Here is a 23,244-nt window from a genome sequence, read left to right on the forward strand (position 1 = left end):
AGCGATATGGGTGATGTTGATGAAGAAACTGTGTAAACCAACTTTCGAGAAAAAAGATCACGGTCAAGGTGCCGGAATCCCGGTACTCAAGACAATTTGGGATTTGTTTGACCTTCTCTGCTGTTTTCCCAGTCCGGAATACGCAAACACTCCGGAATTCCAGCGTGGCTCCTGGCTTTTGCCTACATCTGCGGCCTTGTTAATCATTCAAGTTCTGCAAATCAAAATGCTAAGTTTTCAACGGAAGCTCCATTTTTACAACAACTGCTTTCCGGGCAAATCATCTCTCAAAGTGCCTTCAGCCGGTTTCTCTCCAAGCCCTTTCAGTGGCTCCGGTTCTCTTTGGGCAGATTTGCCAGGTTACAAGAAAACACGGATAGCAGGCTGACCGACGGCGATATCATTGCCTTAGACGATACCAAAATTGAGCATCCTCACGGTAAAAAAATCCCTTTTCTCTGTTGGCTCTTTGACAGTTCGGATAAGTGCAATGTATGGTGCATTAATCTTGTGTCGACCCTGGCTGTCTTAAAGAATGGGCTCGAATATCCCATGCTGTGGCGCTTCTGGGTTAAAACCGGTCAGGAGAATGAAAAACAAACCAAGCTTGATCTTGCTAAACAGATGCTCGCAGAGGTGCGTCAGCTGAACAAGGCCAGACTGTGGATAGCCATGGATCGCTGGTTTTTGTGTAAAAAGTTCCTGAACTGGCTGACGGGTCAAAATTTTGACTGGGTTACCAAAGCCAAACGTAACACGGCGCTATTCAAGAAAATCTACGACCCGGTACTAGGAAAGGAACGCTGCATTAAACTTAATCCGAAGCAACTGCTGCGAGAAGTTTATTCCCAGCTTCGAGTCCTTGGCAAAGAATCGGTTCTCAGTATTCCGGACATTTACATCAAAATGCCCTATGAGACCTTAACACGCAAGGGAAAACCCATTACTAGACAACGTTTTTTACCCATAGCTGCCATTGCAGCCACTTATGAGAAGCAGGCTGTCGAGGGCAGCATAGTTCTTCCGGAGGAAGAATGCCCGGCAACCTTCAAGGATGCGTATCTCCTGATAAGCAATCGCGTAGATACGCCGGAAGAAGCTGCAACTGCCTATGCTAAACGATGGAGAATAGAAGTTTTTTACCGCACCGCTAAACAGAATCTTGGTTTAACATCTTGCTATGCTCAGTCTGAAACAGCTCATTTCGCACATGTGGAGCTCTTGTTTACAGCGAAGACCCTTCTTTGTTATGCCTCTTGGGAGTGCAATAAAGAAGGCGCCGAACAAGCCCCCTCCCTCTGCGAAGTGATAAGGTACTTCTTCAACGCCGGTTGTCGGATCCGCTGTTGCGAGCAGTTGATCCAAGTCTATTTTGACACGGCAACCCAGCGTTTTTCAAGGCTTATTGATAAATTCTGGCCACATTCTTTGGAGCTTAGGTTATGGGATTGGGAAAATTATCCTGAAACTGCATAACTACTGTTATTTAATTGCCAGTTTTTTTGACTTAAACCTTGTTCTATACGGAGTTTGATTTAGGCTCAGGGACCATCAGTAAGCAGAACCGTTAGCTGAAATCACTTTGAATGGAAAAGGAGCATGAATATGGAAAGTATACTTAAAATGATTACAACATTCTGGTATCTCTGGCTATTAGTTTTATTAGTGGGTCTTTATTCCATATTTAAGCCGAGGATTAAAGGATATATGGGAGAGAAGGCTATTTCAGCTATTCTTGCTATGTTAGATTCCAACAAGTATAAAGTAATTAATGATGTCGTTTTATGTGTAGAAGGGAAAACCTCACAAATAGATCATGTTGTGGTATCTAATTATGGGATATTTGTGATTGAAACAAAGAATTATAAAGGGTTAATATATGGTGACGATTATAGTGATTATTGGACTCAGGTCATATTTAAAAGAAAGGAAAAACTCTATAACCCAGTGAGACAAAATTATGGACATGTCCAAGCTCTTAAACAACACCTTGTGGAGTATCCGGACATTCCGTATATACCCATAGTTGTATTTTCAATAAATGCAGATTTGAAGGTAAAGACAAACTCAGAGGTTGTTTACTCAGTGAATCTATTAAAGACAATCAAGAAGTACGAGACAATATTAATAAGTGATTATGATAAAGACCTTATATATTCAAAAATTATGGAACTAAATAATAACACTAAAGAAGTAAGAAAGCAGCACGTTCAAGCGATTCATAAAAGGAAAGAAGAAAAAGAAATAAAGATTGACGAGAATGTTTGTCCCAAATGTGGAAGTAAATTAGTTGTTAAAAAAGGTAAGTACGGTGAATTCAAAGGTTGTAGTAGTTATCCTAAGTGTAGATTTACAGTGTAGATTTACATTTTTAACAACCTATAATATCAAAGAGCAATTGAAAAGGAGTGCAAGTTTTTGAATTTTAAATGCATTGACATACTCCCACGAATTCATTCGTGGGAGTATGTCAAAACTTTTCGAGAGTATCCGACAAAATTTCCTATAGATACAGCTTAGCGATTTAAGTAAAATTTTGTATGTGAATTAATTTGTTAGCTAAGAAGGAAGTAGAATTGCTTTGGAATATAGGAGAAATAAGTTGCTTTATGTTATCGAAAAGTTGCGTCAACAACTTAATGAGCTAGCAAAAAATAAGTATCTCACGGATCCTGAGGTGGTAAGATTAAGTCAACGCCTGGACCGATTGTTAAATAAGTATTCGGGAAAGCAGGGCTGAATAAATAAATTGGGATTTAATTCTTGTAGCTCAGACATGTTTAAAACTGCACGGGCCGTAGAGAAATATGTTACCATAGTGGCAGGACTCTCTTTTCGGTAAGTGTGGTCGCAGACATAGCATTTCACCGACAAGGTTTTTTCCATTTTAGGATTTTTTAACAAAAAGTTTCTTAAACTCAGGAATACCAACAATTTGCGGGTTTTTAAATTAAGCTACATGCCTAGTGTAGGATGAAAAATTGGATAGGCTACACAAATGGTGATAGAAATGTGGAGTTTTGTCGTCAAATTTATATTTTGGTGACAGTTAGCAAAGGAAATGATTAACATTTGCTCCTAAAAGTATAGCCTTTAGAAAGTTTACTACACTTTACTTAACTGTTTTCTTTTAATCCAAAATCAATCTCAATGCATATTGGAGGCATTGATCTTCAAGATAATTAAAGTTCTTTTCATCAAAGAAACCTTTATCCATCCGTACTCCATGGGCAACAAAACGTTGGGGAAGCATCGCCAGGCTCTGTTTTAAGAATTTTAAGAAGCAACCATTGCTGGCTGTTTTTCCGTTATATATACCCAGGTTAAGCAGTTCCCCTGTTTCGGAAATGAAACCAACTTTTACCTTGTATGAAGGTCTCCCGTGATAACGGGGATTGTAGCCTACGACACTTCCCTCCTAGCTGCCAAAAACCGTGATCACAGTATCATCTAAATCCAGCCAGACTTCCCTGGGTTTTTCCATAGATGCCTTCAAGGACAAAAGGGATTGATTGATTTTTTGCAGTTCTAAAATGTTTTCGTCAGTTAATTGGGAAAGCAGGTATCGCACCGTACTTTCATCCGGAACCTTACCGCCACGAAAATTCTTAAGCATTTTGTACCCTGGGTCGGATTGAAGCCCGTCCATGTGATAAAAACGAAAAAGTCCTACAGAAATACTGTCTATAAAAAAATCTATTAATTCTGAAGTACTGTAATAACAGTTGTGATGCCTTTTCACATTAAGGGTGCTATTAATTATTTGAGTCAGGCCAATAGATTTCTTAAATGCCTCAAAATAACCGAATGGGCCGTAAGCAGTTACAGTATTATTGTCAAATGAAACCGGTAGAGAAAATTTCTTCAGCACTTTTTTGAGTTTTGATTCTTCTTTCTTTTGCATGCGCTCCAATTTACGCTTCTGTTGTCTTGTTAAAATTGTATCTTGAAAAACTTCACCAGTAAGTGGTAACCTCATTTAGAGGGCACTCCCTTTGCTTTCGGATGGTTTGTTTTAGGCACTTACTAATTCCGCAAAACATAGGTGTGTTCTTCTTTTTTGCTAAAATTTTTACAAAAAATATTGTCTTAAAACCCTTATGGGATATGGATTTAAACCAGATTATTCAAGTTTACTTTACGAATCTAAGATTAAATGACTAGTACCTAAGTCTGACAATTGATAAAAAATTATAGGGAGAACTTTCCGAGTGGCCCCCGGAGAGGATAATAGGTTCTCAATATTCATTTAAGTTTACAGAATAGCTTGGCTTTGATGGAGGGGATAAAAATACATGGCTACGAATTTCAAAATATTCCGGGAAAAACGTGGAATCAGCTGTAAGGAAATAGCCGCCCGTCTTGATATGACTGAAGAAGAATATCGAGAAATAGAAGAAGGCAAATTCGAGCCCCCTGTTAGGTTTTTAACCAAATATTGTAAGATTGTTGAGATAGATCCAAATACTATTTTGGAATATGACTCGCCAAAAATCAAAAAGATGCAGATGAATGATGTATACAGAGAAGTGCGATTGCGCAAACGTTTGTTAGATAGTTATGTGAAGCCTGCGATAGAAGACTATAAAGCAGATGAATATACTAAAGCTGAGGTCGGCCGCATAGAAGAACTATATCGTTTTATAGATCAAGCCATTGCAAAACCAGTAGTTGCTTTTCTTGGTCCTAGTGATGCAGGGAAAAGCACCCTTATTAATGCCATTACGGGGCTTGATGCCCTGCTAACTCAGTGGACACCTACTACAGCAGCAACAGTACTGTTAAAACATATTGATGATAAACCTTCATGGATGAACAATGATGTCGTGTGGATTTTTAAAGCAGAAAACCAGGACAATGGATGGGACTTCAGACGTTTTAATGATTATGATTACTGTAAGTCTCTGAAGTTGGCGGGGGGAGATTTGTCAATATTAAACGATTACTGTAACCGAAACAAGAGTTCAAAAAGTAAATCCGTTGACTCTGCGGTTGTTTTTTTGGATTCAGAAGTGTTAAGAAGTTGTGACATTATCGATTTGCCAGGTTTTGGTACAGAAAGTTATGCTGAAGACTTACAGGCCCAAAGAGCTAGGGAAAAAGCTGATATAGTTGTCTTCTGTTGTCAGGCCAATGGGTTTTTTAACAAGAATAATGATATTATTTTCCTAAAAGATGTGATCCATAACCTACCTACTATTCGACTTAATGAGGATGCACAACCATTGTCAAACCTTCTAATTGTTGCTACCCAAGCGCATATTGTGGGAGAAAAAAATCTCCTTGCAATATTCCAAAGAGGGAAAGACGCCTTATATGAGCAGTTGTCTGATGAGGTAATCAGAAAACAGTTCGAGATGGACAAAAGCACATTTGTTAATTACCTGGAGAAGCGATTCTTCTCCTATTCCATCGAAAACTCTCTGCTGCGACAGGAGTTTGAAAGAGAATTAATACATATACTTAGTGAGGTCATGCCTAAGTACCGTACTCAGGTAATGGATAAAGGAATTGCTGAGTTCAAGGCAAAAACCAAAAAAGAACTCGGGCAACAAATCAAAAAATATGAATCAATGCTGGAGGATAGAAGTCGGGTAATTGCTGAGTACCGGATCAAAAAGGACAACAGGAATTCATTCGTAAAAAAAGTAAACGAACAGAATGAACGGTTGGTAAATCTTGCCAATCATTTCCGTAAGACCGATTGTGAAGACTTAAAAAGATGGGAAACTGAAGTAGTGACCCCAAAATTCATTGAACGGATAATCAGGGACAAGCAATATGATAAGAAAAAGGCACAGGAATATATCGCTTCAAATGTAGCGGACCTTTATTTGGCCAAAACATCAGAGTTGGTGAAAGTATCAGTCTTAGAATTCCAGGTACAAGTGGAAAAGGCAATTGCTGATTTAGAGGCTAGCATGGATGAATGGGACAAAACAGACGTAGGCAGGATAGAAATCCCATTTGATGTAAAAGGCGCATGGGTAGGTGGCCTGGCTGGAGCTGGGGTGCTTGGAGCACTTAGTCTTAGCGCTGCATCTTTTGGTAGTCTGGGAGGATATATCCTGGTAGCCAAAGGGGTAAGTATACTTTCAGCATTGGGTATCTCAGTGGGTGGTACGGCTGCTGCCAGTTCTTTTGTGGCAGCAATAGGAGGACCGGTCACAATTGCGATTGCACTTAGCGTAGGAACTTTTCTATTATTCAAAAAAATATTCGGCGAAAAATGGGAAAGCAGATTAGCAAAGCAGGTACACGAGACTTTCATAATAGAGAAAGTGTTGGAGCAGTATCAGGAGAAAATAAAGCAACTATGGGATGAAACTGTACAAGCACTTAATAATGTAACCCAAAGTGTGATTCAAAAGTATGATGAAGAACTTGAAAACATGGAACACATTATTAACGCCAATGACGAAGAGGAACTGAAAATTTATGTTGAGAGGTATAGGGAAATTCGCGATTTTTTCGCCGAACTCCCCTGGGGTGGGAGTGATATCTATTATGTGCAACTGAACCTTCTCAATGCGATTGCTCAGAAACACCAGGATACATTTGACATTAAAGAAATTAAAAAATTATTGGAAGGTTCCATAGATACAGCAGCTAATTCAAAACTAATCCTTAATGAGGTTGAACGAATTTTAGCAGAAAAATTGGAAGTAAAGAAAAACATTAGTGTTCAACAGATTAAGGAAGTTATTCGTGAGACAATATATGATCTTTTTAAACAAATTGTTAGTATTAACAATGTTCGTTTTTATAGGAACGAAGATATCCGTCATAAGATGATAGAAGGCCTTAAGATTGCCAAAACAGAAATAGACATTGCCTGTGCTTGGATCACGAGTTATGCGCTCGATAAAGAAGTAGAAAAACTCATGGAGAAAGCCATGGAGAGAGGTGTTATCGTTAAGATACACTATGGCATTCATGGTTATTCGGGGAACTCAGGAGGAAAAGATAGAAGCAAAATAACTGACAAAGTTGCGGAGAAACTTCATCAAAAATTTAGTAAGTTCGAAAAGTCTGGCCAGTTTAAAACTTTTAAAGGAAACACCCATACAAAAATTTTTATCTGTGATGACAAATTCTATCTTCAAGGAAGTTATAACTTCCTTTCATACAATCCTTTTATATATGAGGACGGTAGGGAAGAGATCGTACAGTATTCTGAAGATCCCAGTAGAATTAAGGAATTACGGGAATGGTATTTTGCATTTTAATTAGGGTGCTGTTTACGGGATTATAAAAACTGGTAAGCGTCAAAAAGAACACACCTATCCCCTAAGCGTTTGATCCATATCCAGTGTTTTCTTTTGCTTGCTTTTCACAGTCCGAAGCACATCGAGTGCGTAGTATCGCTCAAAAGAAAACACAGCTCATAAAGCCTTGCATAGCAAGGCTTTATGAGCTTTTGGGAGGAAATGGATATGTTTCCGTGGGCGAGGGGAGAAAACGCTTGATATTTTATCTTCTTCTGATTAGCATGTTTTGTTATTTAATCGGTCTTTTTTGCAGGAAAATAATGCAAATGTGTGGAATTTTCAACAGGAAATACCTTTGTCAAAATATTAACACCACACTGGACTTGAACGCACGAAACAGTAATCGCATTTAAAATATTTTACAAGAGAGGGGATCAAAAATGGCTGACAACAGAAAAGAACAAGAACGCGCGGAACTGCACCGCACGATATGGAATATTGCCAATGAATTAAGAGGCAGTGTGGACGGATGGGATTTCAAACAATATGTGCTCGGAATGCTTTTTTATCGCTACATATCAGAGAATATAACAGCCTATATTAACGCTGGAGAGCACGAAGCGGGAAATACTGACTTTGACTATGCAAAACTCTCCGACAGCGAAGCAGAACTGGCCCGGGAGGATTTGGTAAAGACAAAAGGCTTCTTTATTCTGCCAAGTGAACTTTTTGAGAATGTCCGCGCACGCGCCAAGTATGATGAAAACTTAAACGAAACCCTGGAGCGTGTCTTCAGTAATATTGAGGCGTCGGCTCAAGGAACGGACAGCGAGGATAATTTAAAGGGCCTGTTTGACGATATCGACGTTAATAGCAACAAACTCGGCAGCACAGTAGCAAAACGTAATGAAAAGCTGGTCAAGATAATGAATGCCATTGCTGAAATGAAGCTTGTTGACTATAAAGACAATACAATCGACGCCTTCGGTGATGCCTATGAATTTTTGATGGGTATGTATGCCTCCAATGCCGGAAAGAGCGGCGGTGAGTATTTCACACCGCAGGAAGTATCTGAATTGCTAACCCGCATTGCATTAGTGGGGAAAACCGAGGTTAATAAGGTCTATGACCCTGCCTGCGGATCAGGTTCCCTGTTGCTGAAGTCTGCTAAAATTCTTGGGAAAGAAAATGTTCGCCTTGGCTTTTTCGGGCAGGAAATCAATATCACCACTTACAACCTGTGCCGAATTAATATGTTCCTGCACGATATTGATTATGACAAGTTTGACATAGCTCTGGGCGACACACTGACTGACCCTCAGCACTGGGATGAAGAACCATTCGAGGTCATTGTTTCTAATCCCCCCTATTCCATCAAATGGAAAGGCGATAGCGATCCGATTCTGATAAACGATCCTCGCTTCTCGCCGGCTGGGGTGCTTGCACCTAAATCAAAAGCAGACCTTGCATTTATTATGCACAGTCTTTCATGGCTGGCAACCAATTTCAATAGATGAATGTTTCCTGGACTATACCGGAATGGAGAAGCTTTTTGGCTATCCTGTAGAAGCTGCTCATGTAATAAAAAACCGTATCCGGGATGAGCTGGGTTTTACCGTAAACATCGGCATTTCAAATAATAAGCTCCTCGCCAAGATGGCCGGGGAGCTTTCAAAACCCGATAAGGTTCATACTCTTTATCCCGAAGAAATTCCGGAAAAGATGTGGCCTCTTCCGGTAGAAGAACTGTATATGGTTGGCTGGGCCACTGCACCTAAGCTGCATATGTTAGGTATAAGGACTATTGGCGACTTAGCCAGATATGATGTAAAAAGTCTGGAGATGAGACTCAAAAGTCATGGAGTGTTGATCTGGCAATATGCAAATGGGATAGAAAACTCATTAGTCCGAAATAGTCATATTGGCATCAAAGGTATAGGCAATTCAACTACAACTCCCTTTGATGTTGAGGATATAAAGACGGCTAATAAGTATCTTTTGTCATTGACTGAAACGGTAGCAACACGTCTGAGGGAGGCTGGTTTCTGCTGCAGCCTGGTCTCGGTCGGGCTCAAAAATAGCAATTTCAGATACTATTCTCACCAGCGAAAACTGCAATCACCGACAGATTCCACAGATGAAATATATTGTACTGCAAAGGAGCTTTTTAAGGAGATGTGGAAAGGGGAACCCCTTCGGCATTTAGGAGTTCGTGTTTCTGACCTATCACCTAGTAATTATGTGCAATTGTCTCTGTTTTCTCATAAGGACCCGGTAAAAATGCGGGCACTGGATAATGCTGTAGATTATATAAGGTCGAAATATGGACCCCAGGCCATCACCCGGGCCGTATTTGCCCACTCTAGGATCCCGGCTCTTAGCGGTGGAGTAGGAGAAGAAGAATATCCGATGATGTCCAGTTTATTGTAATCGTACTATCCCAAATAAATCGAGTGAGGTAAAGCCGAAGCAAATTACTTCGGCTTTACCTCACTCGATTTATTTGTTTTATTTGTATGGAATCTTTTGTCATTGTTCATAATATATAGTACGAAAATAACCCTATCAAATAATCAATATGCTTGTAAGGCAAAAAAGACAATAACGAACTAGCAGATGCAAGTTCAGGATATAACTGTTAGACAGCTTACTGGACTTCTCTCACCTCCAGACCGAGTTTTTTAGCTTCGGCAATAATTCTTTTTACACGGAATTTTTCCTGTTTTTGTTTAGCTTTTTCAAAGGATGTCTCGTCGTAGTCAACATCTTTCTTCAATAAGTTGTAAATGATCACGAGGAGCTTTCTGGCTAATGCAATGAGAGCTTTCTTGGCCCCGCGGCGTTGTTTTATCTTCCAGTACCAAGACGATAAATAGCTATCGCGTATTCGGGTGATGCACCAGGCAATTTCGCAAAGGATTCGTTTTAGATAGGTGTTGCCATGGGTGGTACGGGTGGACTTTTTTTTCCTGCACTTTCATTATTACCAGGACTTAAGCCCGCCCAGGAACAGATATGTTCCGCGGTTTTGAATCGGCTCATATCAATGCCGATTTCCGCCAAGATTGCAGCAGCGGCGGTTTTGTCAATCCCCGGGATGCCGTCCAGTTGCTCCAGTTGTCTTTGATATTGCTTGAGTTTTTCCTCAAGCTTTTGCTCTACCTGGTGAAGATGCTCGTAGTGCTGATCCAGCCACCCTAGCAAAAGCTTGAGGAACTCCCTTTGGTGAACATCCATTTTACCATTGACAGCCTGTTTGATCTCATGGAGCTTGCTCTTAGCGCGCCCCTTTACAAATGTTTCTACTTCGCGGGCAGATATCTTCCCGTAGCAGCAAAGGTGATCTATAATTGCTCGGCCTGATACGCCGAATATATCGGTGAGAAATGTTGACAGCTTAAAGCCGCAGCTTTGTAAGTGCTTTTCAATCCGATTTTTCTGGGAAGTAATTTCCTCGACGATGCTTTTACGGTACCGGGTCAGATTACGGAGTTCCCGGATAGGTTTCGAGGGGATAAAACTTCCTTCTAACAATCCGGCACGCAAGAGAGTGGCTATCCATTCAGCGTCCTTCATGTCGGTCTTTTTGCCAGGAACATTCTTCATGTGCCGGGCGTTGGTAACAATCAAAACCATACTGCCGTCAAAGGCTTCTTCCAGTACGTTATATACAGGCTGCCAATAAACACCAGTACTTTCCATAGCCACATTCCGGCAGTTTTCCTCTTCCAGCCAGGCTTTTAGTTCATCAAGTCCAGCAAGAAGGGTGGAAAAAGTGCGGATGGTTTTAACTGGTTCCCCGTCAACATTGCCTTTTAATAAGCAGGCGACAACAGTTTCCTTGTGGACATCAAGACCACAACAAATTTCCAGAATGTCTTGCATACGACTCACTCCTGCTCCAATGGATTTCAGGGATGATTGCCCGAGAAAATATGGAGTTTAGTACCCGTGCTGTTCCCAAGTCCTTAAAAACAAGGGGCGACAATTGGCCGTGCTCAAAGGCAATCAGGTTAGGTTTTTAGTCGAGGTTATACCATCAAAATACAATCAACCTTTGTCCCTGATAATTCCAATGTAGCAGAAAATTAGACCATTGTAATCACTTCTACATATTTTCATAATTGGTTGTGCCTTCTAGGCATGGGTGGTTTTTAGGAAAATTATAGTGATGTTGAGGAATTTTTCTTGACGGAGATTGGTGGTGTTATATAATGAGAACAAGAAGATCAGGAGGGAGGAATAACAAAGTGAAAACAGCAATTGCTATTGAGAAGATAGCTGCTGGGCATATTACTCGCTCTAAAATTAAAACAGCTCTTGAAAAATTAATGGAGAATGGAAAAAAATATTCAAAGAGCATGGGCTTAACAAAGGAAGAAGTACGAAAAAGAGTATGTGAGGCCCGTCAAGAGTTATGGAAGTAGTAGTTGATACCAATGTCCTTATTAATGGACTTTTTTGTATAGACCCACACGCCGCAAGAATACTTGATTTAATATCAAATGGGACTCTTAAAATGGTATATTCTGAAGGAATCAGAAAAGAATATGCCTATATCTTAGGAAAGAAATTTCCTGAGTTTCTTAGCGCTGAAAATTTATTACAATTAAGGATATTACTGGAAAATTCTAAAATGGTATCTCCTTCTTTTAATTTAATAATTTCATCAGATCCCTCTGACAATATGTTTATGGAATGTGCTGTTTGCGCTAAGGCTAACGCTTTTATCACATCTGATTATAAGAATGATTTAATAAGATTGGCAATATATAGAAGCGTGAGAATTTGTGACCCAGCCACGTTCTTAAGGGAAAAGGGTTTTTTGCATTTAAAGATTGGTGTTTTGACTTGAGGACATAGCCGCCGCATCCTTCCCATTTTAATGGGGAGTCAAGGCGGCTAAATTTCTTAAGAACACTTGTTTTTACAGTTTCTGTCATAGACCGCAAGGGTTTTAACCCTGGCGGTCTATAACATTTCCTGGTAAATAGTATATATTAAACAGATAAAATATTGATGTAAACGAAATCACCCTCATCGATGTCCTGGGTACAGATCCTGACATTGTTCCAGAAATGGTTCAGAATAATGTGGAATTTGAACAAATGCTTGCACAAATTAAATATTTAGGAAAAAGAGAAAGAAAAGTTTTAGAATTGCGCTTTGGCTTGCTAAATGGCATTCGTAAAACACAACGTGAAATTGCCAAAATGCTGGGAATTTCCCGTTCTTATGTTTCCCGCATTGAGAAGAGAGCCCTGGAAAAATTGATAAAAGGGCTATCATAGAACCGTTTTCTATTATTTCCTTTCACCTATTATTGCTGTCGAAAAAAACTGCAGGTGAGAATAGTAAATTATAGAAGGAAAACCTTCACCTCCGCCGAAATTAATACATAAAGGAGGGGGTAACATGACAAATAGCGTCATCAGCGGGGAAAATGCCTGCAGGCTATGTAATGACAAACTGGTATGGGCCGCTTCGTTTCCTGTCCAGGCACAAGCAGCAGAGGAAGGGGTTATTGTGCCTGAGATTGTTACCACGGATTTCTTAAATGGTGCAGATGGGGTTTATCTAAAAGTTAAGGTTAATGTTAAATGTCCTCAATGTGGAATAACGAACCGTTACGATAAATTGATGAAAAAATAGAAAGAAAAAGGCTGACCCCGCAGGGTCAGCTTTTAAAATAATTTATATAAATAAGGAAAGATATAAGTTCACTTAAAAGTATACAACAAAAAGCTTTAAAAGTAAATGTTGTCAGTCAAAAATATGGAAAAAACTCTTTCCCTTACCAGTAATATTTGGTATTAACTGTAACTTGTGTTAAACTATTAAAGTCGCACGAATAACCAACGTCTTTCAAAACAGTGTCTAAAAGGGAGGTAAAGATGAGATATTTTCAACCGGCAGAGATTTCGGGGTGTCTCGCTTCTATTAATCTGAAAAAACTCTGGGATATGGGGAAGCGCGGTATCATTCTGGATTTGGATAATACCATTACTCCCTGGCGTACCGAGGAAATAACAGCAGAAGCTGATACCTTTATTAGGTCTGCTTTAAATTTAGGCTTTTCCCTGTGTTTATTATCTAATGCAACCAGGAGCAGGGCAAAAAAAATAGCTGATTTTTACCAGTTACCCTTTTTGGCTCCAGCGTTAAAACCTTGTCCTTTATCTTTTAAAATTGCACTAAAGATCCTCCAATTACCCAGTGCTCAAGTGGTGGTGGTGGGGGATCAGATTTTTACCGATATACTTGGGGGTAACCTGGTAAAATGTTATACTATATTAGTGCCACCTTTACTGAACAAAGAATTTATCGGTACCAGATTCATGCGCTTTCTGGAACGTAAGGTGATGAGACGCAATCTATAAAGTATATACATAAAAATGACCATCATTAGGCGTAATGATGGTCATTTCCCTAACTAATCTTTAGTATAGGCCAGGACAATGATTTCTTTACCTGCTTCCGTGTTAAGCTTTTGTTCGACTTCCCGTAATTTTTGCAGTTGAGAGTCGCTAAGGTTGGCAAATTGATAGTCTTTCCGGGGTGTAGTTTGCGTAGTCATAAAACACCTCCTTAATCATTTTAATATAGTATGAACAAAAAATAGTTTAGACTATGCGTACCATTTGTCGAAATTAGCTTGCAAAAGCTATAATTTTTGTGCAATTTGTCTCAAAGTGTTGCTAAAAAGTTTATGGCAAAAAAAGGAAAATAAACCCCGCCAGGTGAATTATTTTTAAGTGTTACTTAATATTCACAAGGGGGGTTCTAATGTGGAAAAAAAGCTGACAGCTAAAGAAGCTGCACGAATTTTGCAAGTAGAAGAAAGCACTGTACGTTTTTGGGAAAAGGAGTTTGCGGAATTCCTGCTGATCAAGGCCGACAAAGGTCAAAGAAACCGTTATACCCAGGAAAACATAGAGATGTTTACCAAAATTCGTGAATTACTTCATACAGAGTTGTATACTATAAAGGGGGCCAGGCGCCGTTTGGAGTTGGACCGGACAGTGGGTGATTCCCTGGGAGTGGATCATAACTTTAAGACTACCGTTGTTTTTATGTTTTCTTCCATCCTTTCGGAGCTCCAGGAGGCACGTAAAGAAGCGGATAAGTTATCCCGTGAAGTACAAAACTTAAAGCGGGCCAAAAACGAGATAGAAGAGAAATTGTGGGAGGAACAGAGCAGGGGGCTTTTAGGATTTTTCCGTACCAGGTTAAGGGTTAAACAAATAGAAGGAGAATGATTTTTTTCATATGACTGACAGAAGACAAGGCAGGTGAGATGATGAAAACGAATATCGTACTGGTGGGTTTTATGGGTACCGGTAAAACGGCTGTGGGTAAAAGACTGGCCGCGGTGTTAAATAAGGAGTTTTATGATACAGATCAGGAAGTTGAAGCTGTAACAAATATGACTATTCCCCAGCTGTTTGCCAAATATGGAGAAGTGCGTTTCCGCTCCGAGGAGCAGCTGGCTATTAAAAGGCTTTCCCAAAAAGAAAACTGTGTGATTGCCACCGGCGGAAGTATGGTTTTGGATAAGGAGAATATCGAGATGCTGGCGGAAAAAGGAATTATCATCTGTCTTTCCGCCCACCCTCAGGTTATTTATGAAAGGGTGAAAAGGCGTAATAACAGACCTCTTTTAAAAAAAGGGGATCTTTACGAAACCATTGTAGAACTCATGAAACAGCGGGAAGAATTATATAAATGTGCAGACGTTCATATTGATACCTCTAACCTGGATTTTCACGAAGTAATTGAAAAAATACTGGCTTTCCTGGAAAAATACGAGTCCCAAGAACAGGATGATAAAGAATGTAAAACTTGAGCTGCAAGGCTCTTTTCTTTTTCCCCAAAATAATAGATGAGAGGAATTTGCTGTTTGCTGTCGAAGAAGAAGGGAGGGAAGGAGTGGTTCCATGATACCACGTGAAAGAAAACGCTTGGGCGACCTTTTGGTGGAAGCCAATGTCATAACCCGGGAACAATTGCAAAAAGCCCTGGAGATCCAAAGAAGCAGCGGCAAAAGATTGGGAACAGTGTTGATAGAAAATAACATTGCCACAGAAGAACAAATCATTACCACCCTGGAATTCCAGTTAGGGATTCCCCGTCTCTACCTGCACCGCCTGACTCCCGATAAAGCGTTGCTGGAGAAAACACCTGAATCACTGGTACGGAGACATAAGGTTTTTCCTGTGGGAGTACAGGGGGCCAAAGTGCTGGTGGCCATGAGCGATCCTTTAAACCTGGTAGCCATCCAGGACCTGGAACTGGCTTTGGGGTTAGAGGTGGAAGCGGGCATTGCCACAGAAAGGGAAATAGAACTTGCCATTCAGCGTTATTATGGTCTGCCTGAAGAACTGAAAAGTGCCTATGAGAGCAGCAAGACGGAAACAGTCAGTTTTTTTAATATTGACCAGGGCAGTACCAGCACAGATGACGCTCCGGTGATCAAAGCCGTTAATACTATTTTACAAACTGCGGTCAAAGAAGGGGCCAGTGATATTCACATTGAACCCCGGGAGCATGACCTCAGGGTAAGACTGCGGGTGGATGGGGTTTTGCGGGAAGCCATGACACTTTCTAAAAATATTCATCCCCCTATGATATCCCGGTTAAAGATTATGGCGGAAATGGACATTGCGGAAAAGCGTTTGCCCCAGGATGGACGCATTATGATTAAATATGGCACGAGAAATATTGATTTGCGGGTGTCATCCTTACCTTCTATCTTTGGGGAAAAAATAGTGATTCGTCTCTTAGATAAGGAGAATCAGTTCTTAAGCTTAGAACAATTAGGTTTCCGGCCCAAGCTCCTGGAAAAGTTCAAAAATGTTTTGGCTTCTCCTTATGGGATGATCCTTTTGACAGGCCCCACGGGAAGCGGGAAAACGACGACCCTCTATGCCTCCCTGGGCGAGATTAACCAGGTGGGCCGCAACATCGTTACCATCGAAGACCCGGTAGAATATATTTTACCGGGAATTATCCAGGTACAGACCAACGTTAAAGCCGGCCTGGATTTCGCTTCAGGCCTGCGCTCTATCTTACGCCAGGACCCCGACGTGATCATGGTAGGAGAGATAAGAGACAAAGAGACTGCCAGCATTGCCGTACGGGCTGCCACCACCGGACACCTGGTTTTCAGTACATTACATACCAATGATGCGGCAGGAGCCGTTACCAGGCTGGTGGATATGGAAGTAGAGCCATTTTTAGTGGCTTCCTCTGTTGTGGGTATTGTGGCCCAGAGACTGGTGAGGCGCAACTGTCCTTACTGCCGGGAAGAATATGACGTTCCCCCCGGGACCCAGGAACGCCTGTTTTTAAAAATACCCGATGAACAGCCTTTAAGGTTGAAACGTGGAAGGGGTTGTGCCCAGTGTGGTTTTACGGGTTATAAAGGACGGCTGGCGCTCCATGAGCTGCTGGTTGTTAATGCCGGGATACAAGAACTGATACTGCGTAAGACTTCAGCGGAAAAAATTAAGGAACTGGCCATGGCCCAGGGAATGGAAGACCTCTATATGGATGGAGTGGAAAAGATACTGCAAGGCGCCACCACTGTTCAGGAGGTCTTACGGGTGGCCTACTGGGAAGAAGGGAGATAACAGATGGATGTGATAGAATTATTAAAGAGTGCGGTTAAAGCTGGGGCTTCAGATATTCACCTCTCCGTAGGCGCTTATCCCATGTTTCGTATTAATGGTCAGTTGAAGAGATGGGTGCCGGAAGAAGGAGAAAACCTGCCCTTAAAAAGGGAAGACACGCTAAAAGCGGCGGAAATCCTCATGAATTCGGAACAAATGGAAGCCTGGCAGCAAAAAGGAGAACTGGATTTTTCTTATTCTCTGCCTGGCGTGGGGAGATTCAGGGTTAATATATACCGCCAGCGGGGCTGTGTGAGCCTGGCCCTGCGGCCTGTGCCTTACCAGATTCCTTCCCTGGAGAGCCTAGGGGTTCCCCAGGCTGTAGTGGGTCTGGCCGATAAAACCAATGGGCTGGTACTGGTCACGGGACCAACAGGCAGCGGCAAATCCACTACTTTAGCTGCCCTCATTAACAAAATCAACCAGGAGCGGGCCTGTCATATCATTACCATTGAAGACCCCATCGAGTATCTTTACCAACATCAAAAAAGTGTAGTGGACCAGAGGGAACTGGGGAGCGATACCTTTTCCCTGGCCGGCGCCCTGCGGGCCTGCCTGCGCCAGGACCCGGACGTTATCCTGGTAGGTGAAATGCGGGACCTGGAGACTATTGCCACGGCCATTACTGCCGCGGAGACAGGCCACCTGGTCTTTGCCACCCTCCATACCAACAGTGCCGCCCAGTCTGTGGACCGGATTATTGACGTCTTTCCACCCGGCCAGCAGGAACAGATCAAGGTCCAGCTTGCGGCTACCCTGCAGGGCGTCGTAACCCAGCAGCTCCTGCCCAGGGCCGATGGCATGGGCAGAGTTTTAGCGGCGGAGGTAATGATTGTCACTCCTGCGGTCCGTAACCTAATCCGGGAAGGTAAGACCCACCAGATTCAGACTGTGCTGCAGACAGGCGGGCGCTGGGGGATGCAGACCATGGATATGGCTCTGCGCGAGCTTGTGCGTTCCGGGGCAGTGACTATGGAAACGGCGCTTAAGTATACCAATGACCAGGAAAATTTTAGCCGCCTGGTGAATGCAACGGGATTTTAGTTAGTTGCTGGTTGGTAGTTGATAGTTGGTAGTAATCTTTGACTTGAACCGTTAACAGTTAACCGTAATTTCGAGTTGGCAGTTCGCAGTGGGCAGTTCGCAGAATAGACCGCGTATCGAGTACTGGGTGCCGATTATTGGTCACTGGACACCGGTCTCTGGTCACTAATGTCGGATATCGGAAAGCGGAAGTCGTATATAAGGAAGTTGAGGTAAAGCAAATGGCGGTATTTTATTATAAAGCCCGGGACAGGAAGGGGCAGTTAATTGAAGGTCAGCGGGAAGCGGCCCAAATCCAGCAGGTAGCGGCGTTTCTGCGGGATGAAGGCCTTTTTATCGTGGACATTACCGAAAAAGCTCCTGTGACCCTGGATTTTAAGAAGTGGCTCACCCGGCGGACCAAACCCATCAAAGAAGGGGAAATGGCGGCCTTCTGCCGCCAGCTGGCAGTCATGCAGGAGGCGGGTATTCCCCTTTTAACAGGTTTACAGCAGCTGGCTGACCAGGCTGCAAACGGGCGCCTGAAAAAGGCTTTACAGGAAGTGATAAAAGATATATCCAGCGGAAGGACTTTAGCTGAAGCGGCGGGGCGGCAGGATACAGTCTTCAGTCCCGTTTTTGTCCACATGATTGGGGCAGGTGAGCTGGGAGGCATCCTGGACGAGGTCCTGGTGCGCCTGGCCGAGCACTTTGACCGGGAACACCAGATCAAAGAAAAAATTAAAACGGCCATGATCTACCCCCTTGGCATCACCTGTGTGGCTCTCTTGGCCGTGGTGGTCCTCCTGACCTATGTACTGCCTAAGTTTGTGGATATATTGCAGGGAATGAATGTGGAATTACCACTCCCTACCAGGATAGCCCTGGGGGCCAGCCATCTCCTGAATACCTACTGGTACCTGGCCTTATTGCTATTGGGGATTGTAGTATTGGGTTTACGGCACTGGTTTGCCACTTCCCGGGGTAAGTTTTTCCTGGATCACCTGGTCTTAAAAGTGCCCGGCTTTGGTAAATTCTCTCGCAACATTATTTTGGCCCGCTTTACCCGGACCCTGGGAACCCTGCTAAAGACAGGCGTTCAGGTCTTGCCTGCCCTGGAGATTGTCAGCAAGGTGGTAGCCAATGAGATCGTGGCCGCTGAAATCCTAAAGGCACGCCAGGCTGTCCAAAACGGGCGCAGCATAACTTCGCCTTTGGTTAACTCCAAATTTTTTCCGCCTATGGTTATTCAAATGATGCAGGTAGGGGAGGAATCGGGCAGTCTGGATATGATGCTGCTTAAAGTGAGCGGACACTATGAACAGGAAGTGGATGAAATGGCCGAGCGGTTGTCCAAGCTGGTGGAGCCTGTGCTGCTGGTTTTTCTCGGGGGCTTTATCGGCTTTATTTTGGTATCTATTCTCATGCCTATGTTCAGTGTCTTTACCAATATCGGTTAACAATGACAATTCTAGAATCGAGTCCTAAATAATTAATTGATAAATAAAGAATATAATAAAAATTTTACCAGGATTTAGTTTTGACATATCTTGTAGAAAAAGGATAAAAGCCTTACAATTAACAATATACATATATTTCGACAGAAAGAAAAAAGGAGGTGTAAAGGAGAATGTTAAATTTTTTCTGGAGAATGCTGAAAAACCGGAAAGGTTTTACGTTAATTGAGTTGATGGTTGTTGTGGTAGTATTAGGTATTTTAGCGACATTAGCTGTTCAACAACTGGGTGATCAATCGGGAAAAGCAAAAATTAGTAAGGTTAAAGCCGATTTAAAAACAATAGCTTCTGCTGCAGAAATTTATAAGGTGAATACAGGAGATTATCCAAATAGTATTACTAATTTAATTACAGCATATTTAAAGAAATGGCCAGAATCTCCAGTTGCTGGTCAGAGCTATGCATGGGATCCTACAAATGATGTAGCAGTATTATGCGGTGATACTAATGGTAATGGTGCTTTAGATTCAGGTGAAACTGTATATCAATTCACTACACCAGAATCTTTTGTATGCAGTTCGGCTAATTTATAATAATACTAGTAAAGCCCCCTTACGGGGGCTCCTTTATTATGTAAAGGAGACTTGGTATGACGTTATTCTTAACATTTGCCTACGGCCTTATTTTTGGCAGCTTCCTCAATGTCCTTATCTACCGCCTGCCCAGAGGGGAAAACATCGCTTATCCCCCGTCCCACTGCACCTCATGCAATACAAAACTTAAACCCCGGGATTTAATTCCTGTCTTTAGTTTTCTTTTCCTTGGAGGAAAATGCCGTTATTGTGGCGAAAAGATACACTGGTGTTATCCCGTGACGGAAATTGTCAATGCCCTGGGCTGGATGACCATCATCTATTATTATGGTCTTTCTGCCAGGGGCGTCGCCGGGTGTTTTCTCTTTTCCTTGGCTCTGGTAATTGGCCAAATCGACTTAGAACATTACCTCATTCCTGACAGCCTGGTCATTACTTTACTGGCAGGGGGAGTTGTTTATCATTTTTTTAGCCAGGAAATGGGTATTCTCAATCGTATCTTAGGATTAGCTGTGGGTTTTGCCATTCCTTTTCTTCTGGCTGTAGTAAGCCGGGGAGGCATGGGGGGCGGGGACATAAAACTCACAGCCGCCATGGGCTTCTGGCTGGGCTTTCCCGGCGTGTTCTATGCCCTCTTTGTGGGAGCCCTGGTGGGAAGTATTACAGGAATTCTTTTAATCGCTTTGAAGAGAAAAAAAAGGAGAGACCCTATTCCCTTTGGGCCCTTTCTTGTACTTGGTTTTCTCGTAATTTTCTTTTTCCGGGACCAATTTGTCCAGTGGTACTGGAACTTGTTTTAGGGGTGTTAAAGTGTACAATAAGCAGGGTTTTACCTTTTTAGAAGTTATGGTGATAACCGTTATCATAGGGATTTTTACGGCAGTCGCCATGCCTTCTGTTGGTGATGTTTTAGCGGAACAGAAACTAAAAGCTGCCGCCCGCTCTTTGGCCTCGGATTTAAGAAACGCTCAAGAAATTGCTATTTCCAGAGAAACCCCGGTTAGGGTCAATTTTGATCTTCTAAATAACTATTACAAAGCCAGCATAGGAACCACCAATATCCTGGGTCCCAAGTATTTACCCGCTGATGTTAAAATGGTTTATGCTCAGTTCAACGGCAGCGCGCAATTTTATTTTAATGCCTTAGGGGCTGCAGAAAACGGTACCGTAACTTTAGCCTTAACAAATAATCCTTCCAAAATGCTCTATGTAATTGTATATCGATCCGGTAGGATTCGGATTTCCCCTACTTCCACGCCTTAGAGAAGGTGTCATGAAATGAGAAATCAACAAGGTTTCACCCTTTTGGAAATTGTTGTTTCTATTGTAATACTGGGCATTGCTTTAGTGCCGATGCTTGGCATGTTTTCTACGGCCCATTTTAGCCTCAAACATGGAAATTCTTCCACAGAGGCTGTGGGTTTGGCTCAGGAAATTATGGAGGATCTAAAACTGCAGCATCTGAAAGGTATAGGCTTAGGTTCAAGTCCTCGCCAGGCAATAGCAGGCCATCCTGATTATTCTTATGAAGTTCATGTCAACAGTGCCGGTTCACGCCTGAAGCAGGTAAAAGTAACTGTATATTATAACCTGGCTGGACAAGAACGTTCCATAAGCTTATTAACGAAAATGGGTGAGTGGTATGACTAGAGGCTTTACCTTTATCGAACTCATGGTCAGTATTACCATCCTGGGATTGTTGATGGCTGGCGTGGGAGGCCTTCTGGACAGCGGCTTGCGTGATTGGGGCAAAGGTGAGGTCAAAGTGGAGGCCCAGCAGAATTTACGGTTGGCCATGGAACGAATAACCCGTGATATCCGCTTAGCTTTAGAAGTGACCGGTAATTCTGACCATGATGAATTGGAGTTAAAACTTCCGGGAAATAAAATTATAAAGTATTATTTGGTGACGCAAAGCCTCTGGGGTCCGGGGGGATTAACGGGCAAAGTGCTGGAAAGAAAGGAAGACTCAAAACAGGCTGAACCTGTGGCCAGCTATCTCAAGCTGGTGGAGTTTTCCTATGAACCCAACGGTACATACCGTGATTGTGAGAAAGTAAATGTACTATTGCGTACTGAACTGCCTTCGGGAGAACTGATAGAAATTAATACTGGTATAGCCCTGCGGGGCAAGTTTCTCCCCCGGAGGTGAGGCCATGCTAAAAAATGAACGAGGCGCGGCCCTGCTCTTAACCGTCCTTGCCATGTTCCTAATTCTTGCCCTGGGAATGACCCTTTTGGAGACAGGGGCTACCGAGGCTAATATAGCTTCAAACCAGATCCGGTCTGTCCAGGCTTTTTATGCTGCAGAGGCCGGCATAGAAGAAACCCTGGCCCATTTAAAGGATAATCCTTCATATGATCCGCCAGACACCCCTGTTACTGTGGGAATAGTGGGCCCGGGCAACCTGGAGGCCAAGTACCAGATTACCTTGTTTTCAAAGAGTGGTGAAACTGTACAAATTGAATCCACAGGTATGGTTGGCAACAGCAAATATACGCTGACTGCTCAAGGCACTGTAAAACAAGGCGGGGGTTATTTGTCCCGGGGATTGACGGCCTTTGCGGTATCTAGCAATACATTGAGCACCATTGTTAAAGAGGATTCCTTAATTGGTCCTTACATGTTCAATCATCCTCATCGTATTAAACATACAACTTATCCTCCCCATAACCAGGATAACAGTATAGGATTTCCTGAACTTCCCACAGACTGGTATAAACCGGCGGGGTTAGGGTCACCTTACGTTATTAACGGTACAGTTTTTGATTTAAATGTGTTTAAAACCGGTTTTCCATACTATAAAGTTAACGGGGATATTTATTTGCGCCATGGTAATTTATCTTTAAACGGCACGATTATTGAGGCAACGGGGCAAGTTTATCTTGAAAACGGGACTTTTAAGGGATTTACTATGGCTGCAAATCAAGGGATAACAGTAAACAGCAACACTGATTTAGAAAATTTAGTATTGACAGGTAAGAATATAATCTTAAATTCAAACACGGATGCTGATAATTTATTTATCTACGATACCGGCTATACCATTATAAACAGCAATGTGGATTTCACGGGAATTCTTATTACGAAAAATTCTTTGGTGGTTAATTCCAATGTAGAAATTGAAGGAAGCGTGGTTTGCAGCAGTCTAACCGTAAACAGTAATGCTACGATTACTTATAAAGAGGATATATCCGTACCGATTGTACCCGCTGAAATTAGCGAGATCGTCGTGAGTCTGGACTCATGGGGATACAAGTACACTTTGTAGTGTGTAAGGAGGAGAAA

Annotated in this window: 24 protein-coding genes and 3 pseudogenes; 23 read left to right on the plus strand and 4 right to left on the minus strand. The window is 42.2% G+C overall.

Annotation, left to right across the window (positions count from 1 at the left end):
* Positions 1-19 precede the first annotated feature (19 nt).
* The 4 genes from BR63_RS03680 (at position 20) to BR63_RS03695 (ending at position 2,740) form a co-directional block, all read left to right on the plus strand.
* Complete coding sequence (locus BR63_RS03680; RefSeq protein WP_207724761.1) at positions 20-388, plus strand: hypothetical protein; 369 nt, start codon at positions 20-22, stop codon at positions 386-388.
* Positions 343-1,476 carry a transposase gene (locus BR63_RS03685; RefSeq protein WP_243270061.1) on the plus strand — a complete coding sequence of 378 codons (1,134 nt, stop codon included), beginning with the start codon at positions 343-345 and terminating at the stop codon, positions 1,474-1,476. Before BR63_RS03680 ends, BR63_RS03685 begins: the two co-directional genes overlap by 46 nt.
* Positions 1,477-1,605: 129 nt before the next feature.
* A complete protein-coding gene (locus tag BR63_RS03690; protein WP_034425913.1) occupies positions 1,606-2,361 on the plus strand; it encodes an NERD domain-containing protein in 756 nt (251 codons plus the stop codon).
* A 241-nt stretch (positions 2,362-2,602) separates the two neighbouring features.
* Positions 2,603-2,740 carry an aspartyl-phosphate phosphatase Spo0E family protein gene (locus BR63_RS03695; RefSeq protein WP_420825489.1) on the plus strand — a complete coding sequence of 46 codons (138 nt, stop codon included), beginning with the start codon at positions 2,603-2,605 and terminating at the stop codon, positions 2,738-2,740.
* A 390-nt stretch (positions 2,741-3,130) separates the two neighbouring features.
* Here the strand turns inward: BR63_RS03695 and BR63_RS19940 are convergent.
* Both BR63_RS19940 and BR63_RS03705 read right to left on the minus strand, forming a co-directional pair.
* Positions 3,131-3,391: pseudogene (locus BR63_RS19940) on the minus strand (transposase); the annotation flags it as partial.
* Positions 3,392-3,418: 27 nt separating this feature from the next.
* Positions 3,419-3,979 carry a transposase gene (locus BR63_RS03705; protein ID WP_051966308.1) on the minus strand — a complete coding sequence of 187 codons (561 nt, stop codon included), beginning with the start codon at positions 3,977-3,979 and terminating at the stop codon, positions 3,419-3,421.
* A 316-nt stretch (positions 3,980-4,295) separates the two neighbouring features.
* On the opposite strand from BR63_RS03705, the gene BR63_RS03710 reads away from it, so the two are divergent.
* From BR63_RS03710 to BR63_RS03720, 3 genes and pseudogenes are all read left to right on the plus strand, one after another.
* Positions 4,296-7,229: a dynamin family protein gene (locus BR63_RS03710; RefSeq protein ID WP_034425911.1), complete on the plus strand. Its 2,934-nt coding sequence runs from the start codon at positions 4,296-4,298 to the stop codon at positions 7,227-7,229.
* A 422-nt stretch (positions 7,230-7,651) separates the two neighbouring features.
* A pseudogene (locus BR63_RS03715) lies at positions 7,652-8,716 on the plus strand (type I restriction-modification system subunit M); the annotation flags it as partial.
* Positions 8,717-8,750: 34 nt separating this feature from the next.
* Positions 8,751-9,641, plus strand: a complete 891-nt coding sequence (locus BR63_RS03720; RefSeq protein WP_051966301.1) for a DinB/UmuC family translesion DNA polymerase — start codon at positions 8,751-8,753, stop codon at positions 9,639-9,641.
* Positions 9,642-9,858: 217 nt separating this feature from the next.
* On the opposite strand, the pseudogene BR63_RS03725 reads toward BR63_RS03720, so the two are convergent.
* Positions 9,859-11,096 (minus strand): annotated as a pseudogene (locus BR63_RS03725) (IS110 family RNA-guided transposase).
* 365 nt (positions 11,097-11,461) lie between these two features.
* Between BR63_RS03725 and BR63_RS03730 the strand changes: the two are divergent.
* From BR63_RS03730 to BR63_RS03750, 5 genes are all read left to right on the plus strand, one after another.
* Positions 11,462-11,638: a hypothetical protein gene (locus BR63_RS03730; RefSeq protein ID WP_153802184.1), complete on the plus strand. Its 177-nt coding sequence runs from the start codon at positions 11,462-11,464 to the stop codon at positions 11,636-11,638.
* Positions 11,629-12,066 carry a putative toxin-antitoxin system toxin component, PIN family gene (locus tag BR63_RS03735; protein WP_034425499.1) on the plus strand — a complete coding sequence of 146 codons (438 nt, stop codon included), beginning with the start codon at positions 11,629-11,631 and terminating at the stop codon, positions 12,064-12,066. Before BR63_RS03730 ends, BR63_RS03735 begins: the two co-directional genes overlap by 10 nt.
* A gap of 223 nt (positions 12,067-12,289) precedes the next feature.
* Positions 12,290-12,502, plus strand: coding sequence for a sigma-70 family RNA polymerase sigma factor (locus tag BR63_RS03740; protein WP_081908323.1), 213 nt, complete (start codon positions 12,290-12,292; stop codon positions 12,500-12,502).
* Positions 12,503-12,626: 124 nt separating this feature from the next.
* Positions 12,627-12,863, plus strand: coding sequence for a hypothetical protein (locus BR63_RS03745; protein ID WP_034425500.1), 237 nt, complete (start codon positions 12,627-12,629; stop codon positions 12,861-12,863).
* Positions 12,864-13,105: 242 nt separating this feature from the next.
* Positions 13,106-13,591: a YqeG family HAD IIIA-type phosphatase gene (locus BR63_RS03750; protein WP_051966230.1), complete on the plus strand. Its 486-nt coding sequence runs from the start codon at positions 13,106-13,108 to the stop codon at positions 13,589-13,591.
* Between the two features lie 53 nt (positions 13,592-13,644).
* On the opposite strand, the gene BR63_RS03755 is transcribed toward BR63_RS03750, so the two are convergent.
* Positions 13,645-13,788: a hypothetical protein gene (locus tag BR63_RS03755; RefSeq protein WP_153802185.1), complete on the minus strand. Its 144-nt coding sequence runs from the start codon at positions 13,786-13,788 to the stop codon at positions 13,645-13,647.
* Between the two features lie 211 nt (positions 13,789-13,999).
* Here BR63_RS03755 and BR63_RS03760 point away from each other — a divergent pair, with 211 nt between their 5' ends.
* The 11 genes from BR63_RS03760 (at position 14,000) to BR63_RS03810 (ending at position 23,227) form a co-directional block, all read left to right on the plus strand.
* A complete protein-coding gene (locus tag BR63_RS03760) occupies positions 14,000-14,470 on the plus strand; it encodes a MerR family transcriptional regulator (RefSeq protein ID WP_051966231.1) in 471 nt (156 codons plus the stop codon).
* Positions 14,471-14,484: 14 nt separating this feature from the next.
* Positions 14,485-15,057 carry a shikimate kinase gene (locus BR63_RS03765; RefSeq protein ID WP_276568978.1) on the plus strand — a complete coding sequence of 191 codons (573 nt, stop codon included), beginning with the start codon at positions 14,485-14,487 and terminating at the stop codon, positions 15,055-15,057.
* Positions 15,058-15,148: 91 nt separating this feature from the next.
* Complete coding sequence (locus BR63_RS03770) at positions 15,149-16,843, plus strand: GspE/PulE family protein (RefSeq protein WP_034425501.1); 1,695 nt, start codon at positions 15,149-15,151, stop codon at positions 16,841-16,843.
* 3 nt (positions 16,844-16,846) lie between these two features.
* Complete coding sequence (locus tag BR63_RS03775; RefSeq protein ID WP_034425503.1) at positions 16,847-17,926, plus strand: type IV pilus twitching motility protein PilT; 1,080 nt, start codon at positions 16,847-16,849, stop codon at positions 17,924-17,926.
* A gap of 221 nt (positions 17,927-18,147) precedes the next feature.
* Entirely contained in the window at positions 18,148-19,365 is a 1,218-nt protein-coding gene (locus tag BR63_RS03780) for a type II secretion system F family protein (RefSeq protein WP_034425538.1), read from the plus strand.
* A 170-nt stretch (positions 19,366-19,535) separates the two neighbouring features.
* Positions 19,536-19,955, plus strand: a complete 420-nt coding sequence (locus tag BR63_RS03785) for a competence type IV pilus major pilin ComGC (protein WP_051966237.1) — start codon at positions 19,536-19,538, stop codon at positions 19,953-19,955.
* 56 nt (positions 19,956-20,011) lie between these two features.
* Entirely contained in the window at positions 20,012-20,755 is a 744-nt protein-coding gene (locus BR63_RS03790; protein WP_034425505.1) for a prepilin peptidase, read from the plus strand.
* 10 nt (positions 20,756-20,765) lie between these two features.
* On the plus strand, positions 20,766-21,218 hold the full coding sequence (locus BR63_RS03795) for a GspH/FimT family pseudopilin (protein WP_034425507.1): 453 nt from the start codon (positions 20,766-20,768) through the stop codon (positions 21,216-21,218).
* 15 nt (positions 21,219-21,233) lie between these two features.
* Positions 21,234-21,605 carry a type IV pilus modification PilV family protein gene (locus BR63_RS03800; protein ID WP_034425510.1) on the plus strand — a complete coding sequence of 124 codons (372 nt, stop codon included), beginning with the start codon at positions 21,234-21,236 and terminating at the stop codon, positions 21,603-21,605.
* Positions 21,598-22,107, plus strand: a complete 510-nt coding sequence (locus tag BR63_RS03805; protein WP_034425514.1) for a PilW family protein — start codon at positions 21,598-21,600, stop codon at positions 22,105-22,107. The genes BR63_RS03800 and BR63_RS03805 overlap by 8 nt, the downstream gene beginning before the upstream one ends.
* Positions 22,108-22,111: 4 nt before the next feature.
* On the plus strand, positions 22,112-23,227 hold the full coding sequence (locus BR63_RS03810) for a PilX N-terminal domain-containing pilus assembly protein (RefSeq protein WP_034425517.1): 1,116 nt from the start codon (positions 22,112-22,114) through the stop codon (positions 23,225-23,227).
* The last annotated feature ends 17 nt before the right edge of the window (positions 23,228-23,244 follow it).

The sequence above is a fragment of the Thermanaerosceptrum fracticalcis genome (genome assembly GCF_000746025.2).
Taxonomy (GTDB): Bacteria; Bacillota; Peptococcia; order DRI-13; family DRI-13; genus Thermanaerosceptrum; species Thermanaerosceptrum fracticalcis.